General features: G+C 65.6%; 25 protein-coding genes. All 25 read left to right on the top strand.

The window, feature by feature from the left end:
- The first annotated feature begins 33 nt into the window (after positions 1-33).
- The 25 genes from CAL15_RS03385 to CAL15_RS03260 all read left to right on the top strand — a co-directional run bounded on the left by CAL15_RS03385 (position 34) and on the right by CAL15_RS03260 (position 21356).
- Positions 34-945: a LysR family transcriptional regulator gene (locus tag CAL15_RS03385; RefSeq protein WP_198299134.1), complete on the top strand. Its 912-nt coding sequence runs from the start codon at positions 34-36 to the stop codon at positions 943-945.
- A 530-nt stretch (positions 946-1475) separates the two neighbouring features.
- Entirely contained in the window at positions 1476-2237 is a 762-nt protein-coding gene (locus CAL15_RS03375; protein WP_026177189.1) for a hypothetical protein, read from the top strand.
- 118 nt (positions 2238-2355) lie between these two features.
- A complete protein-coding gene (locus CAL15_RS03370; protein WP_018076211.1) occupies positions 2356-2574 on the top strand; it encodes an AlpA family transcriptional regulator in 219 nt (72 codons plus the stop codon).
- Positions 2575-2614: 40 nt separating this feature from the next.
- The gene (locus tag CAL15_RS03365; protein WP_086077287.1) at positions 2615-3481 is read left to right on the top strand and encodes a ParA family protein; all 867 of its coding nucleotides are present in this window, start codon (positions 2615-2617) and stop codon (positions 3479-3481) included.
- Entirely contained in the window at positions 3465-3701 is a 237-nt protein-coding gene (locus tag CAL15_RS03360; protein ID WP_033470625.1) for a hypothetical protein, read from the top strand. Before CAL15_RS03365 ends, CAL15_RS03360 begins: the two co-directional genes overlap by 17 nt.
- Entirely contained in the window at positions 3694-5352 is a 1659-nt protein-coding gene (locus tag CAL15_RS03355; protein WP_033470622.1) for a ParB family protein, read from the top strand. The genes CAL15_RS03360 and CAL15_RS03355 overlap by 8 nt, the downstream gene beginning before the upstream one ends.
- A 17-nt stretch (positions 5353-5369) precedes the next feature.
- A complete protein-coding gene (locus CAL15_RS03350) occupies positions 5370-5930 on the top strand; it encodes a DUF2857 domain-containing protein (RefSeq protein ID WP_004255086.1) in 561 nt (186 codons plus the stop codon).
- 2 nt (positions 5931-5932) lie between these two features.
- Entirely contained in the window at positions 5933-7126 is a 1194-nt protein-coding gene (locus CAL15_RS03345) for an STY4528 family pathogenicity island replication protein (protein WP_033470619.1), read from the top strand.
- A 238-nt stretch (positions 7127-7364) separates the two neighbouring features.
- Entirely contained in the window at positions 7365-8117 is a 753-nt protein-coding gene (locus CAL15_RS03340; protein ID WP_033470616.1) for an OST-HTH/LOTUS domain-containing protein, read from the top strand.
- 189 nt (positions 8118-8306) lie between these two features.
- A complete protein-coding gene (locus CAL15_RS03335) occupies positions 8307-9164 on the top strand; it encodes a PFL_4669 family integrating conjugative element protein (protein ID WP_232468106.1) in 858 nt (285 codons plus the stop codon).
- Positions 9161-9712 carry a DUF3158 family protein gene (locus tag CAL15_RS03330; protein ID WP_033470614.1) on the top strand — a complete coding sequence of 184 codons (552 nt, stop codon included), beginning with the start codon at positions 9161-9163 and terminating at the stop codon, positions 9710-9712. Before CAL15_RS03335 ends, CAL15_RS03330 begins: the two co-directional genes overlap by 4 nt.
- Positions 9709-10092 carry a single-stranded DNA-binding protein gene (locus tag CAL15_RS03325; RefSeq protein ID WP_020685569.1) on the top strand — a complete coding sequence of 128 codons (384 nt, stop codon included), beginning with the start codon at positions 9709-9711 and terminating at the stop codon, positions 10090-10092. The genes CAL15_RS03330 and CAL15_RS03325 overlap by 4 nt, the downstream gene beginning before the upstream one ends.
- Positions 10093-10372: 280 nt before the next feature.
- A complete protein-coding gene (locus CAL15_RS03320; protein ID WP_086077285.1) occupies positions 10373-12388 on the top strand; it encodes a DNA topoisomerase III in 2016 nt (671 codons plus the stop codon).
- An 873-nt stretch (positions 12389-13261) separates the two neighbouring features.
- On the top strand, positions 13262-13516 hold the full coding sequence (locus tag CAL15_RS03315; protein WP_033470653.1) for a hypothetical protein: 255 nt from the start codon (positions 13262-13264) through the stop codon (positions 13514-13516).
- A gap of 28 nt (positions 13517-13544) precedes the next feature.
- Positions 13545-13937 carry a hypothetical protein gene (locus CAL15_RS03310; protein ID WP_033470607.1) on the top strand — a complete coding sequence of 131 codons (393 nt, stop codon included), beginning with the start codon at positions 13545-13547 and terminating at the stop codon, positions 13935-13937.
- Positions 13938-14036: 99 nt separating this feature from the next.
- Complete coding sequence (locus CAL15_RS03305) at positions 14037-14300, top strand: hypothetical protein (RefSeq protein ID WP_033470604.1); 264 nt, start codon at positions 14037-14039, stop codon at positions 14298-14300.
- 123 nt (positions 14301-14423) lie between these two features.
- Positions 14424-15113, top strand: coding sequence for a hypothetical protein (locus CAL15_RS03300; RefSeq protein ID WP_033470602.1), 690 nt, complete (start codon positions 14424-14426; stop codon positions 15111-15113).
- Between the two features lie 80 nt (positions 15114-15193).
- A complete protein-coding gene (locus CAL15_RS03295; protein WP_033470599.1) occupies positions 15194-15907 on the top strand; it encodes a DUF5983 family protein in 714 nt (237 codons plus the stop codon).
- Between the two features lie 304 nt (positions 15908-16211).
- Complete coding sequence (locus CAL15_RS03290) at positions 16212-17012, top strand: hypothetical protein (RefSeq protein WP_033470596.1); 801 nt, start codon at positions 16212-16214, stop codon at positions 17010-17012.
- 394 nt (positions 17013-17406) lie between these two features.
- Positions 17407-17943 (top strand): STY4534 family ICE replication protein, encoded by a 537-nt coding sequence (locus CAL15_RS03285; RefSeq protein WP_033470593.1) that lies wholly within the window; start codon positions 17407-17409, stop codon positions 17941-17943.
- Between the two features lie 116 nt (positions 17944-18059).
- Entirely contained in the window at positions 18060-18674 is a 615-nt protein-coding gene (locus CAL15_RS03280; protein ID WP_033470592.1) for a DUF3275 family protein, read from the top strand.
- Positions 18675-18763: 89 nt separating this feature from the next.
- Positions 18764-19162: a hypothetical protein gene (locus CAL15_RS03275; protein WP_033470590.1), complete on the top strand. Its 399-nt coding sequence runs from the start codon at positions 18764-18766 to the stop codon at positions 19160-19162.
- Positions 19163-19178: 16 nt separating this feature from the next.
- The gene (locus CAL15_RS03270) at positions 19179-19439 is read left to right on the top strand and encodes a hypothetical protein (RefSeq protein ID WP_033470588.1); all 261 of its coding nucleotides are present in this window, start codon (positions 19179-19181) and stop codon (positions 19437-19439) included.
- A gap of 82 nt (positions 19440-19521) precedes the next feature.
- On the top strand, positions 19522-20172 hold the full coding sequence (locus tag CAL15_RS03265; protein WP_033470650.1) for a hypothetical protein: 651 nt from the start codon (positions 19522-19524) through the stop codon (positions 20170-20172).
- A 74-nt stretch (positions 20173-20246) separates the two neighbouring features.
- Positions 20247-21356, top strand: coding sequence for a DUF6094 domain-containing protein (locus CAL15_RS03260; protein WP_086077284.1), 1110 nt, complete (start codon positions 20247-20249; stop codon positions 21354-21356).
- Positions 21357-21414: the final 58 nt, after the last annotated feature.

Raw genomic sequence — 21414 nt, 5'->3', positions numbered from 1 at the left:
GAGGAATGGACTCCACTTTCTGGGGGGAATTACATGAACTTACGCCATCTTCGCTGTTTCATCGCCGTGGCCGAGGAGTTGCACTTTGGCCGGGCGGCGCGGCGGCTGCATGTGGAGCAGTCGCCCCTGTCGCGGACGATTCGCCAACTGGAGGCGGACCTGGGCGTGACGCTACTGGAGCGCACGTCGCGCGGCGTGCGCCTGACCCCGGCCGGGCAGGTGTTCTTGGAGGAGGCCCGGCGCGTGCTGCTGGCCTTTGAGCAAGCCCAGACCAAGGCGCGGGCGGTGGCGGCGGGACACCGGGGCACCCTGCGCATCGCCTTGGCCGGCGGCGTCGGGCGGACCCGGCTGTCGGCGCTGCTCGCGCTGTGCCGGGAGGAGGCGCCGGAAGTGGGCATCCGGCTGTTCGAGGCGCCGCTGTCGCAGGTGGTGGGCGGGCTGGGCAACGACCTGTACGACGCGGCCTTTGCGATGGCCGGCGAGATGGAGGCCGGGGTGGTCGCCATGCCGGTGTGGCAAGATCCGCTGGTGGTGGCCATACCCGCGCGGCACCCCTTGCTGGCGCACAAGCGGGTGCCGCTGGAAGAGGTGGTGGGCTACCCGCTGGTGCTGTGCCACCCGCAGGTGTGTGCGGAGTGCAGCCGGCAATGCGAGCGCCTGCTGCGCCTGGTGGAGACACCGTCGGTCGTGGCCGAGTACGTGACGACCCACTCGCTGATGCTGGCCCTGGTGGCGGCCGGCTATGGCGTGGGATTTTCCACCGCGGCGCACGTGGTGGCATCCCGACAGGCGGACGTAATCGTCCGGCCGCTGGATGAAGACTCGGCGGCGCTGACGACCTACCTGCTACATCCCGAGGGCGCGATGTCGGAGCCACTGCGCCACTTCATCGACCGTGCGCAGCGTATCGGCCATATGCCGTTGGATACGCAACGGCTCGCATGAGGCTGTTTCAGGCGGGTTGGCCGATTCCATTTTGGTCAAACCGGCAGACCTGTTTTGTCAAAGCGGGTTTCCATTGACGCGGTGCACGGGCGCGCTGCACTCAGGCGTTGCTCGCGGTTGCGGTTGGCATCCTGCGTGAAACTCGCATGCCCATCGTGGCGCATCACAGCGAAGACGCGCGGCGCAACAGTGCTTGCCGTATGCGCATCGGCTCTGGCGTGTTGATCTGATCGCGCTTTACTGGGCCTCTTTCCCTGCAAAGACTTTGGCCTGGTTATCCGGGTCAAGCATGGTGCCCGCGAATGACGCTGGTGACAGCGTGTTTCGCGGCTTGCGAATTGTGAGTGATGGCGCCATGCGCAGCAAGGCGCGCATCTCGCAACGAAACCGGCGGCATCACCGATGCCACGGTCTTCGCCGCTTCGCCACCTGCTCGTTTCGCCCGGAGATTCCTGGACAGCCACGCACGCCGCCTGTACGGCGGGTGCGCGTGCTTGGACTCGGTGCGATGACGAATGGAGGCGCGCGATATGCCGAAGTCGAGCAGCCTGGCCGATGGCGCCAAGATCTACTACCGCCCGATCGAGGCGGCAATCCGCTGGAGCGGATTGCTGCGCTTCGAGCGGCGCATCCTGGCGACCTTGGGACAGCGGCCTCTGCCGGAGGCAACGGAGTTTCCGCGCTGGCCGATGCTGCGGTTGAACGCCGAAAGAATCTTCGATGCGATGGCTCACGGCGACATGCCGTATGGCAAGGAGGGCTTGGGGCGGGACACGCAAGGCCTGGCGATGGACGACTCGTCGCTGACGGTGCGGCACGTCGATCTGAAAGCCTGGATGGCGCACTACTACCCCGGCGAGAAACCGGCGTTTCTGTTCGATGAGATCGAGCGTGCGCTTCACCCGGCGATCAGCCTGGACACAGTGGGCGCATTGCTGGTCGAGCGGGAAGCGATCAAGGCGCGGCTGGCGGAACACTTGGGCGTGCACGAGACGCTGCGCGCCGAGCATGAGGCGCTGCTCAGAACGCACGCCGCCTGCGCGGCCGACGCGGAGCGTGCGAACACGCCGGGGCCGCGCAGCGAATCGACCTACCTGAACATCGTTGGCGGGTTACTGACGCTGCTGCTGGGCAAGTCGCCCAGCGGCATGCCGTATTCCAGCTTCCTGACGCAGGAGGCCATCATCAGCGCGATGGTGGCGCACCACGGCAACGCGATGGGCATCACCGAGCGCACCCTGCAGGCCAAGTTCGCACTGGCTCGGCGCAATTTGCAGAGCACAACTTCCTGAGCGATGCCAGACCGTATCTGCGGTCGCGAATACCGCATTTGCGGTGTCTTTCTTCAACGCGGCGTTCTTAATTCGAGTCACGCCAATCAGCGCCACTGAGCGTTAAGGAGTGACCCTCATGTCTTCGCAGACCGCCGCCACGGCAGCACCGACCGAACACCGCATCCTGCGCCGCGCCGAGGTCGAAGCCAAGACCGGCTTCAAGCGCGCGCACATCTACAGCCTGATGAAGGAAGGCAAGTTCCCCAAGGCGCTACGTCTGGGCGTGCGCGCGGTGGGCTGGGACTCGGTGGAGATCGAACAGTGGATCGCCGATCGCCTCAAAGAACGCGCCTGACGCTTCTTCTCGGTTCATGCCATTCGACGAGGAGAAGCTCATGCAGGTGGTGTCCATCATTTCGACCAAGGGCGGCGTGGGCAAGACCACGACGGCGGCCAACCTGGGCGGCTTCATCGCCGATGCCGGGCTGCGAGTGCTGCTGCTGGACCTGGACGTGCAGCCCACGCTGTCGAGCTACTTCACGCTGGACGTGCGCGCGCCCGGCGGCATCTACGAGATGCTGGCCTTCAACGAGCGGAGCATCGAGCAACTGGTGTCGCGCACCGCGATCGCGGGCCTGGACCTGGTGCTCTCCAACGACGACCGCGGCGAACTGAACACGCTGCTGCTGCACGCACCGGATGGGCGCCTGCGACTGCGCCATTTGCTTCCCGTCTTCCGCACGCACTATGACTTGCTGTTGATCGACACGCAGGGCGCGCGCAGCGTGCTGCTGGAGATGGCGGTGCTGGCGTCCGACCTGGCGCTGTCGCCGGTGACGCCGGAAATCCTCGCGGCGCGCGAGCTGCGGCGCGGCACGCTGCAACTGATCGAGGACATCGCGCCGTATCGGCACCTGGGCATCGAGCCGCCGCCGCTGCGCCTGCTCATCAACCGTGTGCATCCGGTGTCGTCGAACGCGCGGCTGGTCCAGCAGGCGCTGCGACAGGTGTTCCAGGAACAGGCCGGCGTGCAGGTGCTGGACACCGACGTGCCGGCCATCGAAGCCTATCCGCGCGCTGCGACACGAGGATTGCCGGTGCATCGGGTGGAGTACCGGCGGCCGGCTGGGCGCACGGCGCCCGCGGCGCTGGACACCATGCGCACGCTGGCTGGCGAGCTGTTCCCCGCGTGGCGGGAGCGCTTCGCGCTGGTCACCGGCCGGGCCGATGCGGGAGGGGCCGGCCATGGCGAGCGCGCATGAACTGGCGCGCGGCCGTGAACGGCTGCGCGCGCTGATCGAGTTCGCGCTGGGCGAAGGCTGGCGCGTGGTGCGCACGTCCGGCGGGCACCTGAAGTTCACGAAACAAGGCTACGCGTCGATCTACACCAGCTCGACTGCGAGCGACCACCGTGCCGACCGCAATGCCCGCGCGCAACTTCGCCGCGCCGACCGGCAGGCGCAGGAGAACGGCCGTGGCTGAGCTGACGCCGCAGGACATGGCTGCCAAGCTGCTGGCCACCGGTTTCGAGCGCAGCGGCCCTTCGGCCGCGACCTTGAGCGACCCCATCGCCGACACGCCGATGGCGGTGACGCTGGACCAGTTGCGGCCCTACGACCACGACCCGCGCGTGACGCGCAACCCGGCCTATGCGGAGATCAAGGCGTCCATCCGCGAACGCGGGCTCGACGCGCCCCCCGCGATCACGCGCAGGCCGGGCGAGGCGCACTACATCATTCGCAACGGCGGCAATACGCGGCTGGCGATCCTGCGCGAGTTGTGGAGCGAGACCAAGGAGGAACGCTTCTTCCGCATTGCGTGCCTGTTCCGCCCGTGGCCGGCGCGCGGCGAAATCGTGGCGCTGACCGGACATCTGGCCGAGAACGAGCTGCGCGGCGGGCTGACCTTCATCGAGCGGGCCTTGGGCATCGAGAAGGCGCGCGAGTTCTACGAGCAGGAAAGCGGCCAGGCGCTGTCGCAGAGCGAACTCGCGCGGCGGCTGACTGCCGACGGCTATCCGGTGCCGCAGTCACACATCAGCCGCATGAACGATGCGGTGCGCTATCTGCTGCCGGCGATCCCGACGCTGTTGTACGGCGGATTGGGCCGGCATCAGGTGGACCGGCTCGCGGTGCTGCGCAAGGCGTGCGAGCGCACCTGGGAGCGGCGTGCGCTGGGCCGCACCGTGGCCGTGGACTTCGCCACCTTGTTTCAGGACGTGCTGACGCAGTTCGACACACAGCCGGACGACTTCTCGCCGCAGCGAGTGCAGGACGAGCTGGTGGGCCAGATGGCCGAGTTGCTGGAGGCGGACTACGACACGCTGGCGCTGGAGATCAACGACAGCGAAAGCCGCCAGCGTGCGCTGACCAGCGAACCGGCGGCGCCGACGCCACCTGCAGCGCCTGTCGTGCCTGCTGCTCCTCCCCCGCAGGTCTCCGCGTCTCAGCAGCCACCCGTCTCGTCTGTGCCGCGCGACACCACGCCGGTCGCGCCTGCGGCGCCAGCAGCGACACCGCCTGCATCGCCCGAAGCGCCGGAGGACCAACACGGGCAACGCGACGAGCGCCTGCAAGGGCACATCGTGACACCGGCACCGACCACCGACCGCCTGCAGTCCATCCAGCGGATGGTCGCGGACCAGCTCGGCGACAAGCTGCCCGACTTCGAGGCCGATGCGCTGCGCGCGATCCCCGTGCAGGTCGGCGGGCTCTATCCCATCTCGGACGTTTGGTACGTCGAGCCGGGGCTGGACGTACCGGATCGCCTGCGCGTGCACATCGCGCAGTTCGCGCGCGAGATCGCCGGGGAAGCGGCGGTAGCCGATCACATCGAGGCCAGCGACGGCGGCATCGGCTTCGTCTGCGTGGCGCCAGTTGTGGGCCAGGCGAAGGCGCTGCCGGCGTTCGCGCGGGCGGTGCTGACCCTGCTGCATGCGCTGAGTGCGGCTCCGCCCTCCGCGAACGGATTGGACCGCGCGCGGCTGGCCGACGAGCTGGCGGCGCTGCTGCATGGCCACGGCGGCTCGGCCACACGCCTGAGCGATGCTGCACTGGTGAAGCTGTTCCGTCTGCTGCGTCTGGCGCGCCGGCTGCTGGACCAGGAAGCCGGCGTAGCGGGCCAGGAATCCTGAGCGCAGGAGGCTCCCGTATGTCGGCACCGCACCCGCTCAACCAGGCCGTGATCGCCCAGGCCCTGCATGACCTGCGCAACGGCCAGTTGCGCCGCTGCAAGGCCATGGGCTTCGGCGAGGAGGAGCTGGATGCGCTGAAGCACCCCGAACTCGTGAGCATGCTGGTGAATGCCACGGTGTCGTGGTGCTCGGTGTCGGTGAACCGGGAAGTGTTGAAGCGGCTGCTGAGCCAGGTGCACGACGTGGAGCGGGAGATCGCCACGGTGGACCGCATGCTGCGCCTGGGGGCGAGCACGGAGATGGTCAGCAAGTTCTACGGCCTCACGCATCAGGAAGTGGCGCTGCGCCGCGACATCCTCGGGCTGCCCAAGCGCAAGGGCCGGCATCCGGTGCTCGACGAGGCGCAGGACGTGGCCTTGTGGGAGCGCTGGAAGGCCGGCGTCGCCGAGCGCCATATCGCCCTGACCGACGACATGGCGATGCTGGCGCTGACCATGGACCTGGCCGAGGCCATGACCCTGCCCATGTCGGTGATCTGGTCGGCGATACGGAACTGGATCGACCAGGGGCTGGTGTAGCCATGACCACGGGCAGCGCACCACGGCGCGATGGCCCGGTTGCGCTGTCGATGTTGTTCGACGAGGCGCTGCGGCACCTTGAGCCGAAGGAACCGGCGCAGGGCACGGCGCCGAGCCAGGACGGCTTTCTCTACAGCGGCAACCGGCACGAGAGCGTCCCGCGCGCGCTGTTCCTCGACCGGCGCCTGACGCCGCTGGAGCGAAACGCCTGGCAGGTGTTCCGCTTGCAGCTCAACGACGACGGCGTGACTGCCTTTCCCACCTACGACCAGCTCCGCCCCTATCTGGCGTCCATGCCCTGCGCGGCGCAAGCCTCGCACGAGACCGTGGCGCGCGCCTTGACGCTGCTGCGGCTGACGCGCTGGCTCAGCCTGGTGCGGCGGCGGCGCGATCCCAAGACCGGCCGTATCCAAGGCAACCTCTACGTGCTGCACGACGAACCGCTGTCGCCCTTCGAGGCGATGCAACTCGACCCCGACTACCTGGGCCTGGTGAGCCAGGCGCTCACGCACGCGGCGAAGGCGGTGCAGGTCGTGGGCATGAACACCCTGCGGGAGATCGCCGAAGACCCGCTGCTCAGCGGGCGCACGCTGCCGACGCGCTTGCAGGTGCTGGCACAGCGCATGGCGCGGCATGGCTGGACGACGGGGAGTTATCCACAGGAGGGTGCGGACCACGAATCCGAAGAAGGCCAGGAAGCCCTGCTTCGGAATGGCGCGCGCCCGTCTTCGGAATCCGAAGCAGGGCCGAAACCCGCGCTGGACGGCTCTCTTCGGATTCCGAAGGAGGACCGTACAGTACGTAATGATCGTATAAATGAAGTACGTACAGTACCGCGCGCGAGGGTCTTGCAGAACCTGCGGCTGCCCGAGCGTTTCCTGCGCTTGAAGGACGAACAGCAGGCCGGCGCGCTGGTGGCGCTGCAGCAGGTGGACGAGGCGCAGCGGCAGGCCGTTCTCGACGAGTGGGCGGCACGCTGCCGCAACAGCGCGGTACGCAACCCGGCCGGCTACCTGTTTGGCATCATCCAGAAGGCGATCCGCGGGGAGTTCAAGGCCTGGGCCGGAGAAAGTGCATCGGCGCCGCCAGCGCCCCCGCCACCTGCGCCATCGTCACCGCCGGCATCCCGTGTGGCTGACCCCGAGGTGGCACGTGCCTACCTGGCACAGCTCCGAGAAGCCTTGCGTGAACGCTGATGTTGACTATCCCCAGGGGATAGCTGGAACAGACACCCTTCCGCCGTGCTCGATTGCCGCCCGCCGAACGACAGGCGAAACTGTCGCCTGTGAATCAGACGAGGACAGCCACGCACGAGCCCGGCCGACGATGGACATGACGACTTCCCCCGTCACAAACCCACTGCAACCACTACAGCGAGACGTTCAGCGCTTGCTGGGCAGGTGCCTGTTGCGCCTTCAACAATACGAGCGCCTCATGAAAGCCATCGTGGCGCACCACGAGATTTCAGGCCCGGCGCATTCGCAGGAGGCCATTCGCGCAGCGCGGATCGAAGATGCCGCGACCAAGACCCTGGGCACGTTGGTCGGACAACTGTTTGGTTCGTATGTCGTCACCGATGGAAATGGTGGCAAGGAACGCGACGACGATCTTCCCGGCGACGTGATTTCCTTTCGCACGCGCGTGCAACTGAGCCTGTCTGCGCAGGACTACGCCAAGACCCAGGCCGACCTCAAAGACCTGGTCTCGCTGCGCAACACCTTGGTGCACCACTTCATCGACCAGCACGATCTATGGACCGTGGACGGGTGCCGCGCTGCACAGGACGAACTCGGTTCCGCCTACACGCGCATCGATCAACACTTCGAGCAGCTGCGCGGCTGGGCCGAGCACATGGATCAGGCGCGGCGCCTGGCAGCGGAGTTCGTCCAGTCGGATGTGTTCCACGACCTGGTGGTCAATGGCATCGCGCCGGACGGCACGGTGGACTGGCCGGCCGCCGGCATCGTTCGCGCGCTGCGCGAGGCCGCCGCGCAGTTGGCCGTCGAGGGCTGGACACCCATCGTCGCCGCTGGCCGCTGGATCGCGGACCGGCATCCCGAGCAGCTTCCAGCCAAGTACGGCTGCAGCAGTTGGCGGCAGGTGGTGCACGAGTGCCGCCTGTTCGAGCTTCGCTACCGTGAGGTGGAGGGGCAACGGGCCGCCTGGTACAGACCTCGCGAGGCATAGCCCCGCAACGCGGTCTCACCTCCGCGCGAGCCGCGAACAACTTCGCCTAGCTATCCCCAGGGGATAGCCGGCACTCACAGCCTTCCGTGCGGAACAAAACCGGGCGCGCATGGGCTGCGGTTTGTTGACTGACAGCCTTCCGGCCGATGCCGATGCTGGCGACTCGCCCCTTCACCGCGAGTCGCTCCCATGGCCAACGAACGCACAGAACCCCTGCAACTGAATCTCGGATCGCTGCGCAGCGCGATGTCGCTGACGCTGCACACGCACCACGCTTCGCGCATCTGGCACGGCCGTGCGCCGACCGAGGGGCGCCCCGGCATCATCGGACTCAACGGCTTCATCGGCGCCATGAACAAGATGAAGCGCGGCGCCGAGCAGGACGACCCGTACTCGGACTGGTGGATGTTGCGGATCGAAGACAAGCTCGCCGACACCAAGACCCGCCTGCAGACCCTGCGCGAACAGGTGGATCAGGCCCTGGCCGACGTGCCGCCAGCGCTGTCGCTGGGCGAGAACATGAACGTGCAGCCGGTGAAGCTGCCGCTGTTCGTGAATGCACAGCTCGGCTTCATGGCGGTCTACCTGCTGGCCGACTACGACGACCTGGCCCGCAAGCTGATCCTGGCCCACCACACGGCGCTGATCGACCGCAGCACCTTGGAGCGCTGGCTCAACGATGGCGCGCACGCCTTGCGCAGCCTGTTCTCGCTGGCCCAGCAGTACCGCTATTCCGGCACCCAGCGCGATGACTTCGCTGCGAACAACGCCGCGGCGCGTGTCGCACTGGAGAAATACGGGCCGCTGCCGCAGGAGGTGCTCGAAGGCACACACCGCTCGCGCTTCGCGCCGCCCTTGGTGCGCCGCACTCCACTGACCGCCATGCAGCGCGAACCTGCCGAGGCCAGGGCCAGCACACCGGCGGCAACCGCGGACGAGGCCGAAGCCGTTGCGACGGACGAGGACACCGCCAAGCCCGACAAACCCAAGAGGTCGAGGAAGTCCGCCAAGGCGACCGAATCCACCGATGGGGATGCACCAGCATGACGGCGCAATCCTCCGCGGCGCCTCGACACTTCATGCCGCTGGAACAGCCCGACTTCCAGCGACTGGAACACGCCGCCTACCTAAAAGGCCTTTTGAAGCCTTTTAAAGGTAAGGGAAGTCTGGAGGCCTGGGCCAGCCAATGCATGGCGCTGCGCGACGACTTGATCGCGCTGGCGATGAGACGAGTGCTGCCGCAGGCACGCACCTACCCCTTCAACCTGCTCGGCTCGCAACTGGCTCAGCAGACCACTGGCGCAGGCACGACCTTCCTGCGCTGGCGCAACCTCGACCGGTCCAGCATGGGTGTGACGCTGTGGCAGCACCTCATCGCCAGCCCGTCCACGCCCGATCGCCTGGTCGACGATCTCTACGCGATGGAGCTGCAGCGCATCGCGCTGAACATGCAGATCAGCCTGACTCACAGCATTGCCCGCCAGGCCCTGGAATGCGCCGACAAGATGTCCCAGGCCGAGGCGGTCTACCTGCGCCGTGTCCACCACGGGCACGGCGTTTCGATCCAACCCACCACGCGACAGGAGGCACCATGAGCACGCATTTCAGCGGCGAAGGCAACATCGGTTCTGCGCCCGAGTACCGCGAGTTCACCAACGGCAACGACGAACCGCGGCGTCTGCTGCGCCTGAACGTCTACTTCGACAACCCGGTGCCGAAGAAGGACGGTGAATACGAGGACCGCGGCGGCTTTTGGGCGCCGGTGGAACTGTGGCATCGCGATGCCGAGCACTGGGCCAGTCTCTACCAGAAAGGCATGCGCGTACTGGTCGATGGCCGCACGGTGCGCGACGAGTGGGAGGATGCCGACGAGAACGAACGGGTCACGTTCAAGATCGAGGCCAGGCGTGTGGGCATCCTGCCGTATCGCGTCGAGGCGGTGGTGCTCGGCACCAAGCCGGCCGCCGGCCAATAGATGTCCTTCGAGGGCGGCTGTAGCAACCGTCAACCGCCCGCCATGCACCAGTTATCCCCTGGGGATAGCGTCATCGACGTCCATCGGCTTCCAGTCGCCCTCCCGACACGACGCTTCCGTAACGCCTTCCGCAGCGACCTGCCCACACCGCTGCGGGCGGCGTTTTCCTGTCGTCCACACAAATCGGTGTCCATCCCGTTCCGCTTCCTTGCTGTCGAGTTCTCCCTGCGCGGACATGCTGTCGTCCATCCGATCAACAGCACGTATCCGAGGAGGCTCCATGCGCGTGTTCCTGTGCGAGAAGCCTTCGCAAGGCAAGGACATCGCCCGCGTGCTGGGCGCCGGCCAGCGAGGTTCCGGCTGCTACAGCGGTTCGGGTACCGTCGTGACCTGGTGCATCGGCCATCTGATCGAAGCGGTTCCGCCCGAAGGCTACGGCGAGCAGTACAAGCGCTGGTCCATCGAGCAACTACCTATCATTCCCGAGCGCTGGCGCGTCGAGGTCAAGGCTTCGGTCGCAGCGCAATTCAAGGTGGTCAAGCACCTCGTCGCCCAAGCGAGCGAGTTGGTGATCGCCACCGACGCCGATCGCGAAGGCGAAATGATCGCCCGCGAAATCCTCGACCTGTGCAGCTACCGCGGCCCAATCCAGCGGCTGTGGCTGTCGGCGCTCAACGATGCATCGATCCGCAAAGCGCTGGGCGCGTTGAAGCCTTCGGCCGAGACGCTGTCGTTGTACTACTCGGCCCTGGCCCGCTCGCGTGCCGACTGGCTGATCGGCATGAACCTGAGTCGGCTGTTCACCGTGCTCGGACGCCAAGCCGGCTACTCGGGCGTGCTGTCGGTCGGTCGGGTACAGACCCCCACGCTGCGCCTGGTGGTCGACCGCGACCGCGAGATCGCTAGGTTCGTATCCGTGCCGTACTGGACGGTCGAGGTCTTGCTGGCTCAGTCGGGCCACTCCTTCGGCGCCCATTGGCTGCCGCCCGACAGCACCTCCGATGCGGCGGGACGCTGCCTCCAGCAGCCGGTGGCGCAGCACGCAGCCGATCGTATCCGCGCCGACCGCGAGGCGCGGGTGGTGTCGGTCGAGACCGAGCGCGTGCGGGAAGCCGCACCGCTGCCGTTCGACCTGGGTACCTTGCAGGAAGTGTGTTCGCGCCAGCTCGGCCTCGATGTGCAGGAGACGCTGGACATTGCCCAGGCGCTGTACGAAACGCACAAGGCGACGACCTATCCACGCTCCGACTCGGGCTACCTGCCCGAAAGCATGCTGGCCGAAGTGCCGGCCGTCCTCGGTGCCTTGCTCGCCACCGATCCCGGCCTGCGACCGCTAATCGATAAGCTGGACCGCAGCCAACGTTCACGCGCGTGGAATGACGACAAGGTGACGGCTCACCACGGCATCATCCCGACGCTGGAACCCACCCGGCTTTCAGCCATGTCGGAGAAGGAACAGGCGGTGTACGGCCTGATCCGGTCCCACTACCTGGCGCAGTTCCTGCCGCACCATGAGTTCGATCGGACCACAGCGGTGTTGACCAGCGGTGGCCAGCCACTGCAGGCGACCGGCAAGCAGGTGGTCGTGCCTGGCTGGCGCCTGGCGTTGGTCAATGCTGGTCCGGAGAAGTCGGATGATGAGCCGGCGCAGCGCGGTCAGATCCTGCCGCCGCTGACCAGCGGCATGCAGTGCGGCGTCGAGCAAGTTGAGATGAAGGCGCTGAAGACCTTGCCACCCAAGCCCTACACCCAGGGCGAACTGATCAAGGCCATGAAGGGTGTTGCCAAGTTGGTGACCGACCCGCGACTGAAGCAGAAGCTCAAGGAAACGACGGGTATCGGCACCGAAGCCACGCGCGCCAGCATCATCAACGGCCTGCTGGGCCGTAGCTATCTGCTGAAGAAAGGCCGCGCCATCCGCGCGTCGGATGCGGCCTTCACGCTGATCGATGCGGTGCCGGTGGCGATTGCCGATCCGGGCACCACGGCGATCTGGGAGCAGGCGCTGGACATGATCGAGGCCGGCCAGATGACGCTGGACACCTTTATCGAGAAGCAGTCGGCCTGGATCACGCAGTTGGTCCAGCAGCACCGCGGCACCAGGTTGTCCCTCAAGCTGCCGCCGACGCCGGCCTGCCCGTTGTGCACGTCGCCGATGCGCCAGCGCACCGGCAAGAGCGGCATCTTTTGGTCGTGCAGCCGCTACCCAGACTGCAAGGGCACACTGCCTGTCGAATCTTCGACGGGCAAACGCCCGGCGCCGCGCAAGCGGCGCGCGTCACCCAAGGCGTCCTGAAGCCTGAAAACACGTCTGCCGCGCCTGCCGCTCCCCCGGCGGCGAGGCATGCGCCCCGCGCGTTGCGGGGCCTCCCCAGCACGCGATCCCTTCTGCGACGGTGTGCGCGTCCTGCCTGGCACGTGTGGCCACAGGGCGAGAAGGCAGTTGGTCCGCGAATGGCGCCCCACGCGATTCCCTTGATCCGCGGTTCTTCCGTTCACTCAGAAGAGTCTCCTGGCGCCTCGTCTCGCGAGCCGCCAGGAGACTCTTCGGGGTCGACGGTATTCGGTGCCGGTGCCCGCCGGTGAAAAAACGGGCGCCCTTTGTGCGCGGATGCGTGCCAGAGGATATCGACCCCAGCCACGATACCGGTCGAGTGCGATTGCTGGTGCAGCGGCGGCTTTGACGACGGCCCCACGCCTGTAGCAGCCCACGGGTGGCACTCCTTTGTCATCCAGCCGAAGGCCTCCAGCCTTCGGCACCTTGGTCTTTCCTTGTCCTGAAACACGCCGGCCGCACGGCCGACAACCTCTGCTCCCTGTTTCACAACCGGCTCCGCACTGCGGGGCCTTTTCGTGTGCGCTGCTAAATGGCGACAGCGCTATCCAGCGCTTGGAAATCAGGAACCGCGCAGCTTCGATTTGTTGCACGACAAGCTCGCACTGCTCTCCGAAGCTAAGCCCATGCGTTGCTGACTCCGTCAGCGCCATGCCCAGGCAGCTCCGGTCTTCAAGGCTGCGCCGCGGAACCTTCCGCGTAGACCGAACCAGTCCGCTTCGCATCGCCCGCGCGGACGCCGCCGATACCTGGCGTCGATGCTTCGATCCACCTCACGGGAAGTTCCTTCATCCCGTCGGGATTGAGCTTTCCATTTTCCCCATGGAGAGCCCCATGTCCCTTGCTTCCACTTCGCCACCCATCACGGCACAGGCGGCCCGAGCCGATTCCATCGGCTACCTGGCCCTGACCTTTGTCGGCAAGCGCCTGCCTCTGCAGGTTCTTCGCAGTGCCGCTGGTTACTACATCGGCGCGTTCGATGACCACGACGGACCTTGCTCCCGCGAGTCCTTCGAGTACTTCCCCAGCCGCGACGCCGCAGCCAAAGCCCTGGCGACAGGCGCGTGGACACAGCGCTCGCACCCGTGATTGCCCCTGCCATCCAAGGAGATTCCTCATGAGCTTGTCATTGCCTCAAGAAGTGTTCGATCAGATCGCGCGGGAAGATGCGCATTTCACCCAGGCCCCGTCCGCGTTCTTCCAGGCCTGGAAGCGCGGTGCCGAGATCGCCGGCGCCGAGTGGTTCGGCGACGGCACCCGCGAAGGCTTGCAGCGTGCCACGACCAAGTGGGAGCTGCGGCCCAACATGCTGATGCTCAACGACGCCCTGGGTGTCCTGAGCAGTGGCCAGCGGATGTTCCTGTCCGCGATGGTGAGCTTCTACAACGCCCGCGAAGGCGGCGCGATGCTCAAGCGTTGCGGCTTCGAGGGGCTGTCCGACTTCGGCGGCCTCGATCTGGAGCGGCGCAAGGTCATCGCCGACTTGGTCCTCAACTACAACGGTTGGTGAGCCTGCCTCGCCGTCGCACTCGCACCTTTTCTCCAACCCTACGAGGGACACGTGTCCCTGCCGGGGCCGTGTTCCTCCTCTTCATCTCAGGAGTGGCACATGTCCCTGACGCTCAGACAAATCGTCCGGCGGCTCAACGCGCATCACGCGCGCACCAGCGCCGGGTTCTACGGCGACGGCCAACTGCCCGGCCGCTGGTTCAGAGCCCGAATCGTTCGCGGCACGACGCTGGAGGTCCATGACTGGATCACCTGGGTTGCCGTACCGGACGGCACGTGCTTCCGCGATCACAACGGCAGGCAGTTCCTGACCGTGATCTATCCCCCATCGGACACACCGGTAGCAGGCATGCCCGCCCGCTGAGCAGCTGCGTCCGCTACCCGAGGACCGATGCCTGTCTGGCGTCGATACCTCGCTTCGCAACTCTGCGGACTCCCCACGTCCGCCAGGGCGCGGCTCCGCAGTTTCTTCAACCAAGGAGCCACCATGTCCAACAACTACTACGACGCCACCGGCGTTCTTGTGCTCGACCGGATCACGCCGGTCATCACCGCGCTATTCGGCGGGTTCAATCTGGACGAGACCTATCCCGGCGACGGAGAGACGTACATCGCCCGGACATCCGAAGGCAGCGATCCGCAATGGGACGACATCCGCGACAACCTGGTCGAACTGGCCTACCAGCTCGGCCGGCCGTTCCCCGAGGATGAAGAGCCCAGCATTCAGTCCTACCTACGCCTGCTGGCGAAGCACTTTTCCGCGGAGAGCGATCCGCAACTGGATCACCTTCTCAGGGCTCATCGCTTCGAGGACGGCGCGGAACTGGACACGCTGTTTGTCGTCGCCAGATGCTTCGACGACGGACACGGCCTCCGAGCCATCCGGTTCGAGGGATGTTGGCACAGCGACAGGCCGCGTCTCTTCGAGTTTGGCGGCAACGGCATGTTCATCAGCCGCGACGTCACCGTCTACAGCAGCTCGACCCGCGCCCTGGAACTCGGGCAGGACCTGCACAAGGCGATTCAGGCCGGCGATCTTGACGAGGCGGCCGCCCGGATCGCGCTCGAAACCGTCAGCCTGCTCGCCGGTATCGGCGATGACGCCACCCGCAGATCCCTGCGCCTGAGGCTCGCCGAACGCCTGCTGGAAAGCAGCACTTCCCACCGCTCCGCCTGAGCGTCCACCACTTCATCCACCCGCTGGGGCTTAATCCCCAGCAGGGGATAGCTCCGCCTATTCTCTGCTGGAGAAATCCCATGTCCATCCAATCGAATCCGTTCGTTCGCGGTTATCAGAACCTGCGCATCGTCCGCACGCTTTGCATCACCTACGAGGACGACAGCCCACCGGTCTGGCGGCTACTTCACTCCAGCCAGGCTCATCTGCCTGACGATCAGGTCGCACAGTTCCCCTGCATCTTCTGCAACGACTTTGCCCTGATCACCGAGGGCCAGGAGATCAGCGAGGAACTCGAGGATCAATGCCAGACCGAGGGCATCGTGCGAACCGTGACCTATGCGGTTGCCGGCGATGACTTCGGCCAGCCTGTCCATGTCGGCGACACCTATTCCGACGAGGCCGCACGCGAAGTCATCCGGCGCCTGACATTCGATACCGGCTTCTACAGCCGCTGCTGGGAGATCAGTTCCGCCCACATCACCGAAGATGCCGGGCGCTACCTGGCCGAGCTGGCCGACATCGCCACGCCGACCCGGTTTCTGTTCGTCGCGTTCCGCATTCCGTACAGCCCGGCGATCGGGGTCAAGCTGATCGCCACGCCCTGGACGGACGAGAACCTCGGCCATGTCGAGGGCATCACGGCCGAAGACCTGCGTCGGGAGCATCTCAAGAAGGCCATGCCCGAGAGCCTGGTCAACGTCCTGCACCTGGCAGCGCAGGCCGACGTGCGCATCCTGATCCTCGATGCGGACGCGCAGATCCTGGAAGGTCTGCCGATCTTCGAGGAGTGACGCCACACCTCAAGCCACAGCCCCTGTTCGCAGGGGTTTTTTTCGCGTGCAGGAAACCGACCCGGCCGGGGTGCCGATTCTTTGTCGGCAGGTCAATGGAGCCGGTGCACTCTGAACCCATGTTCCGCTGACTTGAGGTCAGCAACATGCCCAGGTAGCCATCGACCTCCAAGGCTACGGTGCGGTTCGCCGCACAGGTCGTTGTTCATCCCCGGCGCATCCCGCGCCATTTACCTCAACCCACCAGGGGCTCCCAACCCCGGTGGCGGGCGGGCGTCCTTTGGTCTTCTTCTAGGAGATTTCCATGGACCACGCTCTCATCCGCTCTCAAATGCCCACCCTGGTCGCAGGCCATGTGCCTCGCAATGCTAGGTCGTTCAAGTTCAACGTCTACGACGGTACGCCGCAGAAAACTATGCTGGGCTTCGCGGCCGATCCCAGTCCGTTCCAAGGCAAGGTGATCGCGGTCACCGACGACGCGATCGTTGTGAAGGTCAAGCCGACCCAGTTCGCAGTGGTCGATCGCCATCTGGTCACTGCTGTTCCAGCCGAAGGCAGCAAAGTGGAAGTCATTCCGTATGCGCGTCGCCACTTCGATGGCCAGCGCGTCGGCACACCCCGGGAGAAGACGGAGTACCTGGCCGATGGCAGGCCCTACACCGTCAAGTCGGTGATTCTGGGCGACGCCACCACGGAGCTGCCTGTGCCACAGGCACGCTGCCCGGAACTGGCCGAACTGATCCAGCAGTTGCAGAAGCTGCCCGCACCAGATGGTCATCGGTACATCAGCCACCTGCTGGTTGACGCCAATGCCCGGGACTTCTCGCTGGTCGACCCCAAGCCGCACGACATCATCGCCACTCCGCCGTCCATCCGTTTCACGGTCGAGACCGGTAAGTTCAGCGGCCAGGTCACGGTGAGCTACGACCGCGGCGGCGACGTCTATGTGGTCGAACTGCACCGCGACGGTGAATCCGTCGAGCGCGTCGATGACGTCTATTTCGACGATCTCGGTGACACGCTGGAGCGCTTAATCGATGACGGCAGTTGGCGCCTTATCCGGGTGGAAACGCTCTCCGGCAAGGCGCGCAGCGTGCGGCACTGAAACCAACCCTTGTGTTCCTTCACAGCCCCTCGATCGAGGGGCTTTTCTTTGGTTCATGCCCCCGGTGGTCGAGCAATCGGGAACATCGCTGATGCCGATTCCTTCTGGCAGCCCGCGTCTGTAGGAGCCACGCTGCTGCCATGTTCCGCTGACACCCGTCAGCAGCATGCCCAGGTAGCCAAGGTCTTCAAGGCTACGACGCGGTTCCGGCCGCGTTGATCACCCCAGTTCGCTCTCGGCATCCATAGCGCGAACGTCCGTCGAGTCATCGATGGAGATGCCACGGTAGTTGTTTCCGGGTCTCACGATCCACAACCCGCGCGGGGGTTTCCACACCTCCCCGCCAGGGTCGGTGTGTCTCCGCTTTTCTTGTTCTCAAGTCTGGAGATTCACCATGACCACTTCATCCGAAAAATCGTTCTTCGACCTGCACATCACTGGCCTCGGGTATCTCAATCGCATCCGCGAAGTGAAGCCCAAGAAAGGTGAGCCGTTCCTGGCCTGCGACATCGCAGCGCTCAATGGTCCGAGCAACGCTCCCGAGTACCGCCGTTTCGACGTGCGGGTGTCCGGCAGCGAAGCTCAGCATCTGGTCCGCCGTTGCGAAGAGGCCGTCAAGGCCGAACGCAAGGTGCTGATCGGCTTCCGCCTCGGCGACCTGTGGACCGACATCTTCACCTACTCCAAGGGGAAGAATGCCGGCCAGCAGGGCGTCAGCCTGAAGGCCCGCCTGCTCTTTGTGAACTGGATCAAGATTGATGGCGAGATGGTCTACAAGGCCGAGCCCAAGACGACCGATGACGCGGCGAGCGAGGATGCACCAGCACCCTCCAGCGCGTCGGCAGCCCAGGACGCGCCCGCATCCGAAGCCGCCGCCAATGACGACGCCGATGCACCCGCTGACGCGCCGGCCCTGGCCGAGTCGTTCTGATCTGCAAGGCCCCATGCGCATGCACCGGGGCCTTGTTTTCTTCCCCTTCGATCGAGCACCGCTTGCGCTTCGGCGCCGGCGGCACGCGATCGCTCATTCGTCGAAAGGAGCTATCCATGATCAATGTTCCAGGCCAACTGGCCATCAAGACCATCCACGGTCGCAACGGCGACTTCAACGTCGGCCGTCTGGCGACTTCCATCGGCGAGTTCGTCATCAAGAATGCCGAACTCGACCAGTACGCCGAAGGCAAGTACGACGGCGACTTCATCATCACCGAGATCCGGCCCTCCACCTACAACACCAGTGGGCGGATGGTGATCGAGATTCGCGCCCACCTGGGCGGTATGACCTTGTCCAGCATCGATCCCCTGAGCCGTGACGAAGCCCGCCGGCTGAGTCCGCAGGAAGTCGATCCGATCGACGAAGAGGCGCAGGCACCTGTGCCTGTCGCAGCCCCGGCACCTGCCAAGGCGAAGGGTCGCAAGACCCGCGATCCGCTGGTCGATACCACGCCGTTCGGCACGGAGAAAGCAGCCAAGCCGTCTCTCGAAGCCTCGGCCGAGGAAGACGACACCGCACTGTTCGGCGCGCTTTGGCCGCTGGGCGACAGCGTCAAGCTCGATCCGACCGTGGATCGTCGTGTCCTGCGTCAGCAGCGCGACCGCCTCGGGGTGCTGGGTTATTCGTTCGCCCCGTTGTCTCAGGACTGGCACCTCGCCACCGCCTGATCCATCGGCCGCGCAAGCGGTCAGTCACCACCCGCCGGGGTTCTTCCCCGATGGGGAGGACTCCGGCTTTTTCTTCAAGGAGAACTCTCATGGGCTGGTATTTCTCAAGGCAATCCCGCCATCAGCTGATCCAGGAGCTGATCGAACCCCGCGACAACGAGCAGCTTCGCGCGGAGACCGTCGCACACACCTTGCGCGGCAACGTGCTGTGGTCCGTCGTGCGCATCACCGCCAAGCAGGAAGGCATCAAGCCGGGCCTCGGGGTTGGCGACTCCTATCACTACATCCGCTGCGACCTGCTGGAAGGCTCCGGCAATGAATGGGGCTACAAGCCGATGGATGAGTCGATGCACCCGTACTACTACTCGTGCCCGCTCAGCTATCTGGCGATGGCGCCCGAGCAGTCCCCCCAGTGGCGCGAAGGCGTGCGCGCCTACCACGCGCGTCGTCGCACGCCGACCCTACCGGCTACGCCGGTGTCGGCCTGATCCCAGGAGGCTCACGATGGACTCCATCCTCGCGTCTCTTCCGGCATCGCTGCTGTCTTTCGTCGAAGACCAGTTGTCCAACAACGACGTCTCGCCCGACGAGGAACTGCTCGACCACTTCATCGCCAACGGCCTCACCGATGAGCAGGCACGGCAGGCGTTGACCTACCGCGACAACTACTCGGCCAACATCTACCTGGAAGGCTTCACGCCGATCCGCAAGGCAGACGAGGCGCTTCGTTTCAATCCGGCCACCCGGCAGTTCAAGCCGGACTGAGCCATTCCTTTTCCACCCCACGGGGCAGTACTTGCCCCAGCGGGCAGTGCTGTCCCTTTCCTTTATCCAAGAGGACATCACCATGCCTGCACACTCCGATCCCAAGCCGCTCTACCGCATCGACGAATGCCCCGACCTGATGGCCGATGGCTGCGTCGGCGACGAACAGGGCAATCTCGTGTTCCTTTCCATCTGGGCGCGCGACACAGCCATCCAGGAGTTCCTGGCACGTCTGACCCTCGGGCGCGACGAACAGGGGCTGGACCAGTTCCACGTCATCACCGAACAGGGCGGATCGATCCCGGTCTTCGTCGGCAACGTCGAGAACCTGGAGAAACGCTCCACGCGCGTCTTCCGGCGCACGCTGTTCGGTTCCATGGTCAACCTGTGGTTGTTCGACCGCCGCTGCGTGAAGCCCGACAAGGCCAACGCCGGCGCGCTGGCCCTGCTGCCCAGGGATTCATCGCATCGCACCGATCGGCTGTGGACGCTGGTGCAGGACACCTGCCCACTGCCGTTGCTCGATCACTGGCGCGACACCGTGCTGGAACTGCTGCAAGCCCGCGCGATGCTGAGCCGCCTGCCATCCGCCATCGGCGCGTTGGAAGGTCATCGGCTGGCGATCGACGTCCCGGCGCTGACCACCGCGCTGGGTGACCTGATTCGCAACGGCACCCTCGGGGCGTCGCGGTACGAGCTGGCTTCCGGCGCACCGCTTCGGCGCGTGGCCTGAGTCATCTCCATGTACGGGCATGCGCGGCGCGCGTGCCCGTCTTCCTTCATCCCACTTCCTTTCAGGAGGTTCTTATGGCTCTCATGTTCCCGCGCCTTGCGCGCAACTTCATCAAAAACGGCTATTTCCCGACCGATGAGCCCACATTGGAACGGGCGTTGTCCGCACTGGCGCCAGCCTCTGGCCCGCTCTCCATCCTCGATCCCTGCGCCGGCGAAGGCGTGGCGATTGCCGAAGCTGCGCACGCCCTCGGGTGCGAGCAGGTTTCGGCTTATGCCGTCGAGTACGACGCCGAGCGTGCCCGCCACGCCCGGCAACTGGTCGATCGTTGCCTCCACGGCGACCTGATGGACTCGCTGATCAGCCGGCAGAGCTTCGGCCTGTTGTGGCTGAACCCGCCGTATGGCGACCTCTCCAAGGACGTCAACGGCAACATCGGCTATCAGGGCCAAGGTCGTGCCAGGCTGGAGAAGTTGTTCTATCAGCGCAGCCTGCCGCTGCTGCAATACGGCGGTGTGCTGATCTTCATCGTGCCGTCCTACGTGCTCGATCCGGAGCTGGTCGGATGGCTGACGCGCCATTTCGCAGACCTGCGGATCTACCGTGCGGTAGAGGCGCAGTTCAAGCAGGTGGTGATCTTCGGTCGGCGGGCTCGCCAGCGCGACCAGGCGTCGGACTCGGCCAAAGCCGTGCGCGGGCTGCTGTTGCAGATCGGGCAAGGCGATGCTGAGGCCGAGGAACTGCCAGTGGAATGGCCGTTCCTGCAGTACACCGTCCCAGTGTCTCCCGCGGAGCCGGAGCACTTCTATCGCGTGACGATGGAGCCTGAGCAGTTCGCCGATGAAGTCGGCCGACTGCAGGGGCTATGGCCGTCGCTCGACACCCACCTGGGGGCCGCGCAGCAGTCGCTGCGTCCACCGGCGCGGGCCTTGTCCCACTGGCATCTCGCTCTGGCCTTGGCCGCGGGCGCGATCTCGGGCGTCGTGACCTCGAAGAGCGGCAGAACGCTCGTCGTGAAAGGTGATACCCATAAGGAGAAGACTCTCCAGACGGAATACACCGAACGCGACGACGGCTCCGTGGCCGAGACACGCATCCTCACCGACAAGTTCGTGCCGGTCATCCGTGCCTGGGACATGACACCGGGCTCCGCCACGCGGGGCGAGGTGCTAATCATCCGCTGATCGTTGTTCCCTGACGGCAAGCTGCCAGCGCTTCGCCGCCTTCTTTGTCCACCCACCG

Source organism: Bordetella genomosp. 13 (genome assembly GCF_002119665.1).
Classification (GTDB): Bacteria; Pseudomonadota; Gammaproteobacteria; order Burkholderiales; family Burkholderiaceae_B; genus Bordetella.
Note: the sequence above shows the minus strand (reverse complement) of the source record. Positions and strands in the feature narration are given on the sequence as shown.

Coding starts and splice junctions, on each gene's coding strand:
- CAL15_RS03280 (WP_033470592.1), top strand. CDS start 18,060: ATGATCAATGTTCCAGGCCAACTGGCCATCAAGACCATCCACGGTCGC.
- CAL15_RS03335 (WP_232468106.1), top strand. CDS start 8,307: ATGGCCAACGAACGCACAGAACCCCTGCAACTGAATCTCGGATCGCTG.
- CAL15_RS03375 (WP_026177189.1), top strand. CDS start 1,476: ATGCCGAAGTCGAGCAGCCTGGCCGATGGCGCCAAGATCTACTACCGC.
- CAL15_RS03310 (WP_033470607.1), top strand. CDS start 13,545: ATGAGCTTGTCATTGCCTCAAGAAGTGTTCGATCAGATCGCGCGGGAA.
- CAL15_RS03340 (WP_033470616.1), top strand. CDS start 7,365: ATGAAAGCCATCGTGGCGCACCACGAGATTTCAGGCCCGGCGCATTCG.
- CAL15_RS03330 (WP_033470614.1), top strand. CDS start 9,161: ATGACGGCGCAATCCTCCGCGGCGCCTCGACACTTCATGCCGCTGGAA.
- CAL15_RS03350 (WP_004255086.1), top strand. CDS start 5,370: ATGTCGGCACCGCACCCGCTCAACCAGGCCGTGATCGCCCAGGCCCTG.
- CAL15_RS03345 (WP_033470619.1), top strand. CDS start 5,933: ATGACCACGGGCAGCGCACCACGGCGCGATGGCCCGGTTGCGCTGTCG.
- CAL15_RS03270 (WP_033470588.1), top strand. CDS start 19,179: ATGGACTCCATCCTCGCGTCTCTTCCGGCATCGCTGCTGTCTTTCGTC.
- CAL15_RS03385 (WP_198299134.1), top strand. CDS start 34: ATGAACTTACGCCATCTTCGCTGTTTCATCGCCGTGGCCGAGGAGTTG.
- CAL15_RS03260 (WP_086077284.1), top strand. CDS start 20,247: ATGGCTCTCATGTTCCCGCGCCTTGCGCGCAACTTCATCAAAAACGGC.
- CAL15_RS03325 (WP_020685569.1), top strand. CDS start 9,709: ATGAGCACGCATTTCAGCGGCGAAGGCAACATCGGTTCTGCGCCCGAG.
- CAL15_RS03315 (WP_033470653.1), top strand. CDS start 13,262: ATGTCCCTTGCTTCCACTTCGCCACCCATCACGGCACAGGCGGCCCGA.
- CAL15_RS03295 (WP_033470599.1), top strand. CDS start 15,194: ATGTCCATCCAATCGAATCCGTTCGTTCGCGGTTATCAGAACCTGCGC.
- CAL15_RS03285 (WP_033470593.1), top strand. CDS start 17,407: ATGACCACTTCATCCGAAAAATCGTTCTTCGACCTGCACATCACTGGC.
- CAL15_RS03275 (WP_033470590.1), top strand. CDS start 18,764: ATGGGCTGGTATTTCTCAAGGCAATCCCGCCATCAGCTGATCCAGGAG.
- CAL15_RS03265 (WP_033470650.1), top strand. CDS start 19,522: ATGCCTGCACACTCCGATCCCAAGCCGCTCTACCGCATCGACGAATGC.
- CAL15_RS03365 (WP_086077287.1), top strand. CDS start 2,615: ATGCAGGTGGTGTCCATCATTTCGACCAAGGGCGGCGTGGGCAAGACC.
- CAL15_RS03320 (WP_086077285.1), top strand. CDS start 10,373: ATGCGCGTGTTCCTGTGCGAGAAGCCTTCGCAAGGCAAGGACATCGCC.
- CAL15_RS03305 (WP_033470604.1), top strand. CDS start 14,037: ATGTCCCTGACGCTCAGACAAATCGTCCGGCGGCTCAACGCGCATCAC.
- CAL15_RS03290 (WP_033470596.1), top strand. CDS start 16,212: ATGGACCACGCTCTCATCCGCTCTCAAATGCCCACCCTGGTCGCAGGC.
- CAL15_RS03370 (WP_018076211.1), top strand. CDS start 2,356: ATGTCTTCGCAGACCGCCGCCACGGCAGCACCGACCGAACACCGCATC.
- CAL15_RS03360 (WP_033470625.1), top strand. CDS start 3,465: ATGGCGAGCGCGCATGAACTGGCGCGCGGCCGTGAACGGCTGCGCGCG.
- CAL15_RS03300 (WP_033470602.1), top strand. CDS start 14,424: ATGTCCAACAACTACTACGACGCCACCGGCGTTCTTGTGCTCGACCGG.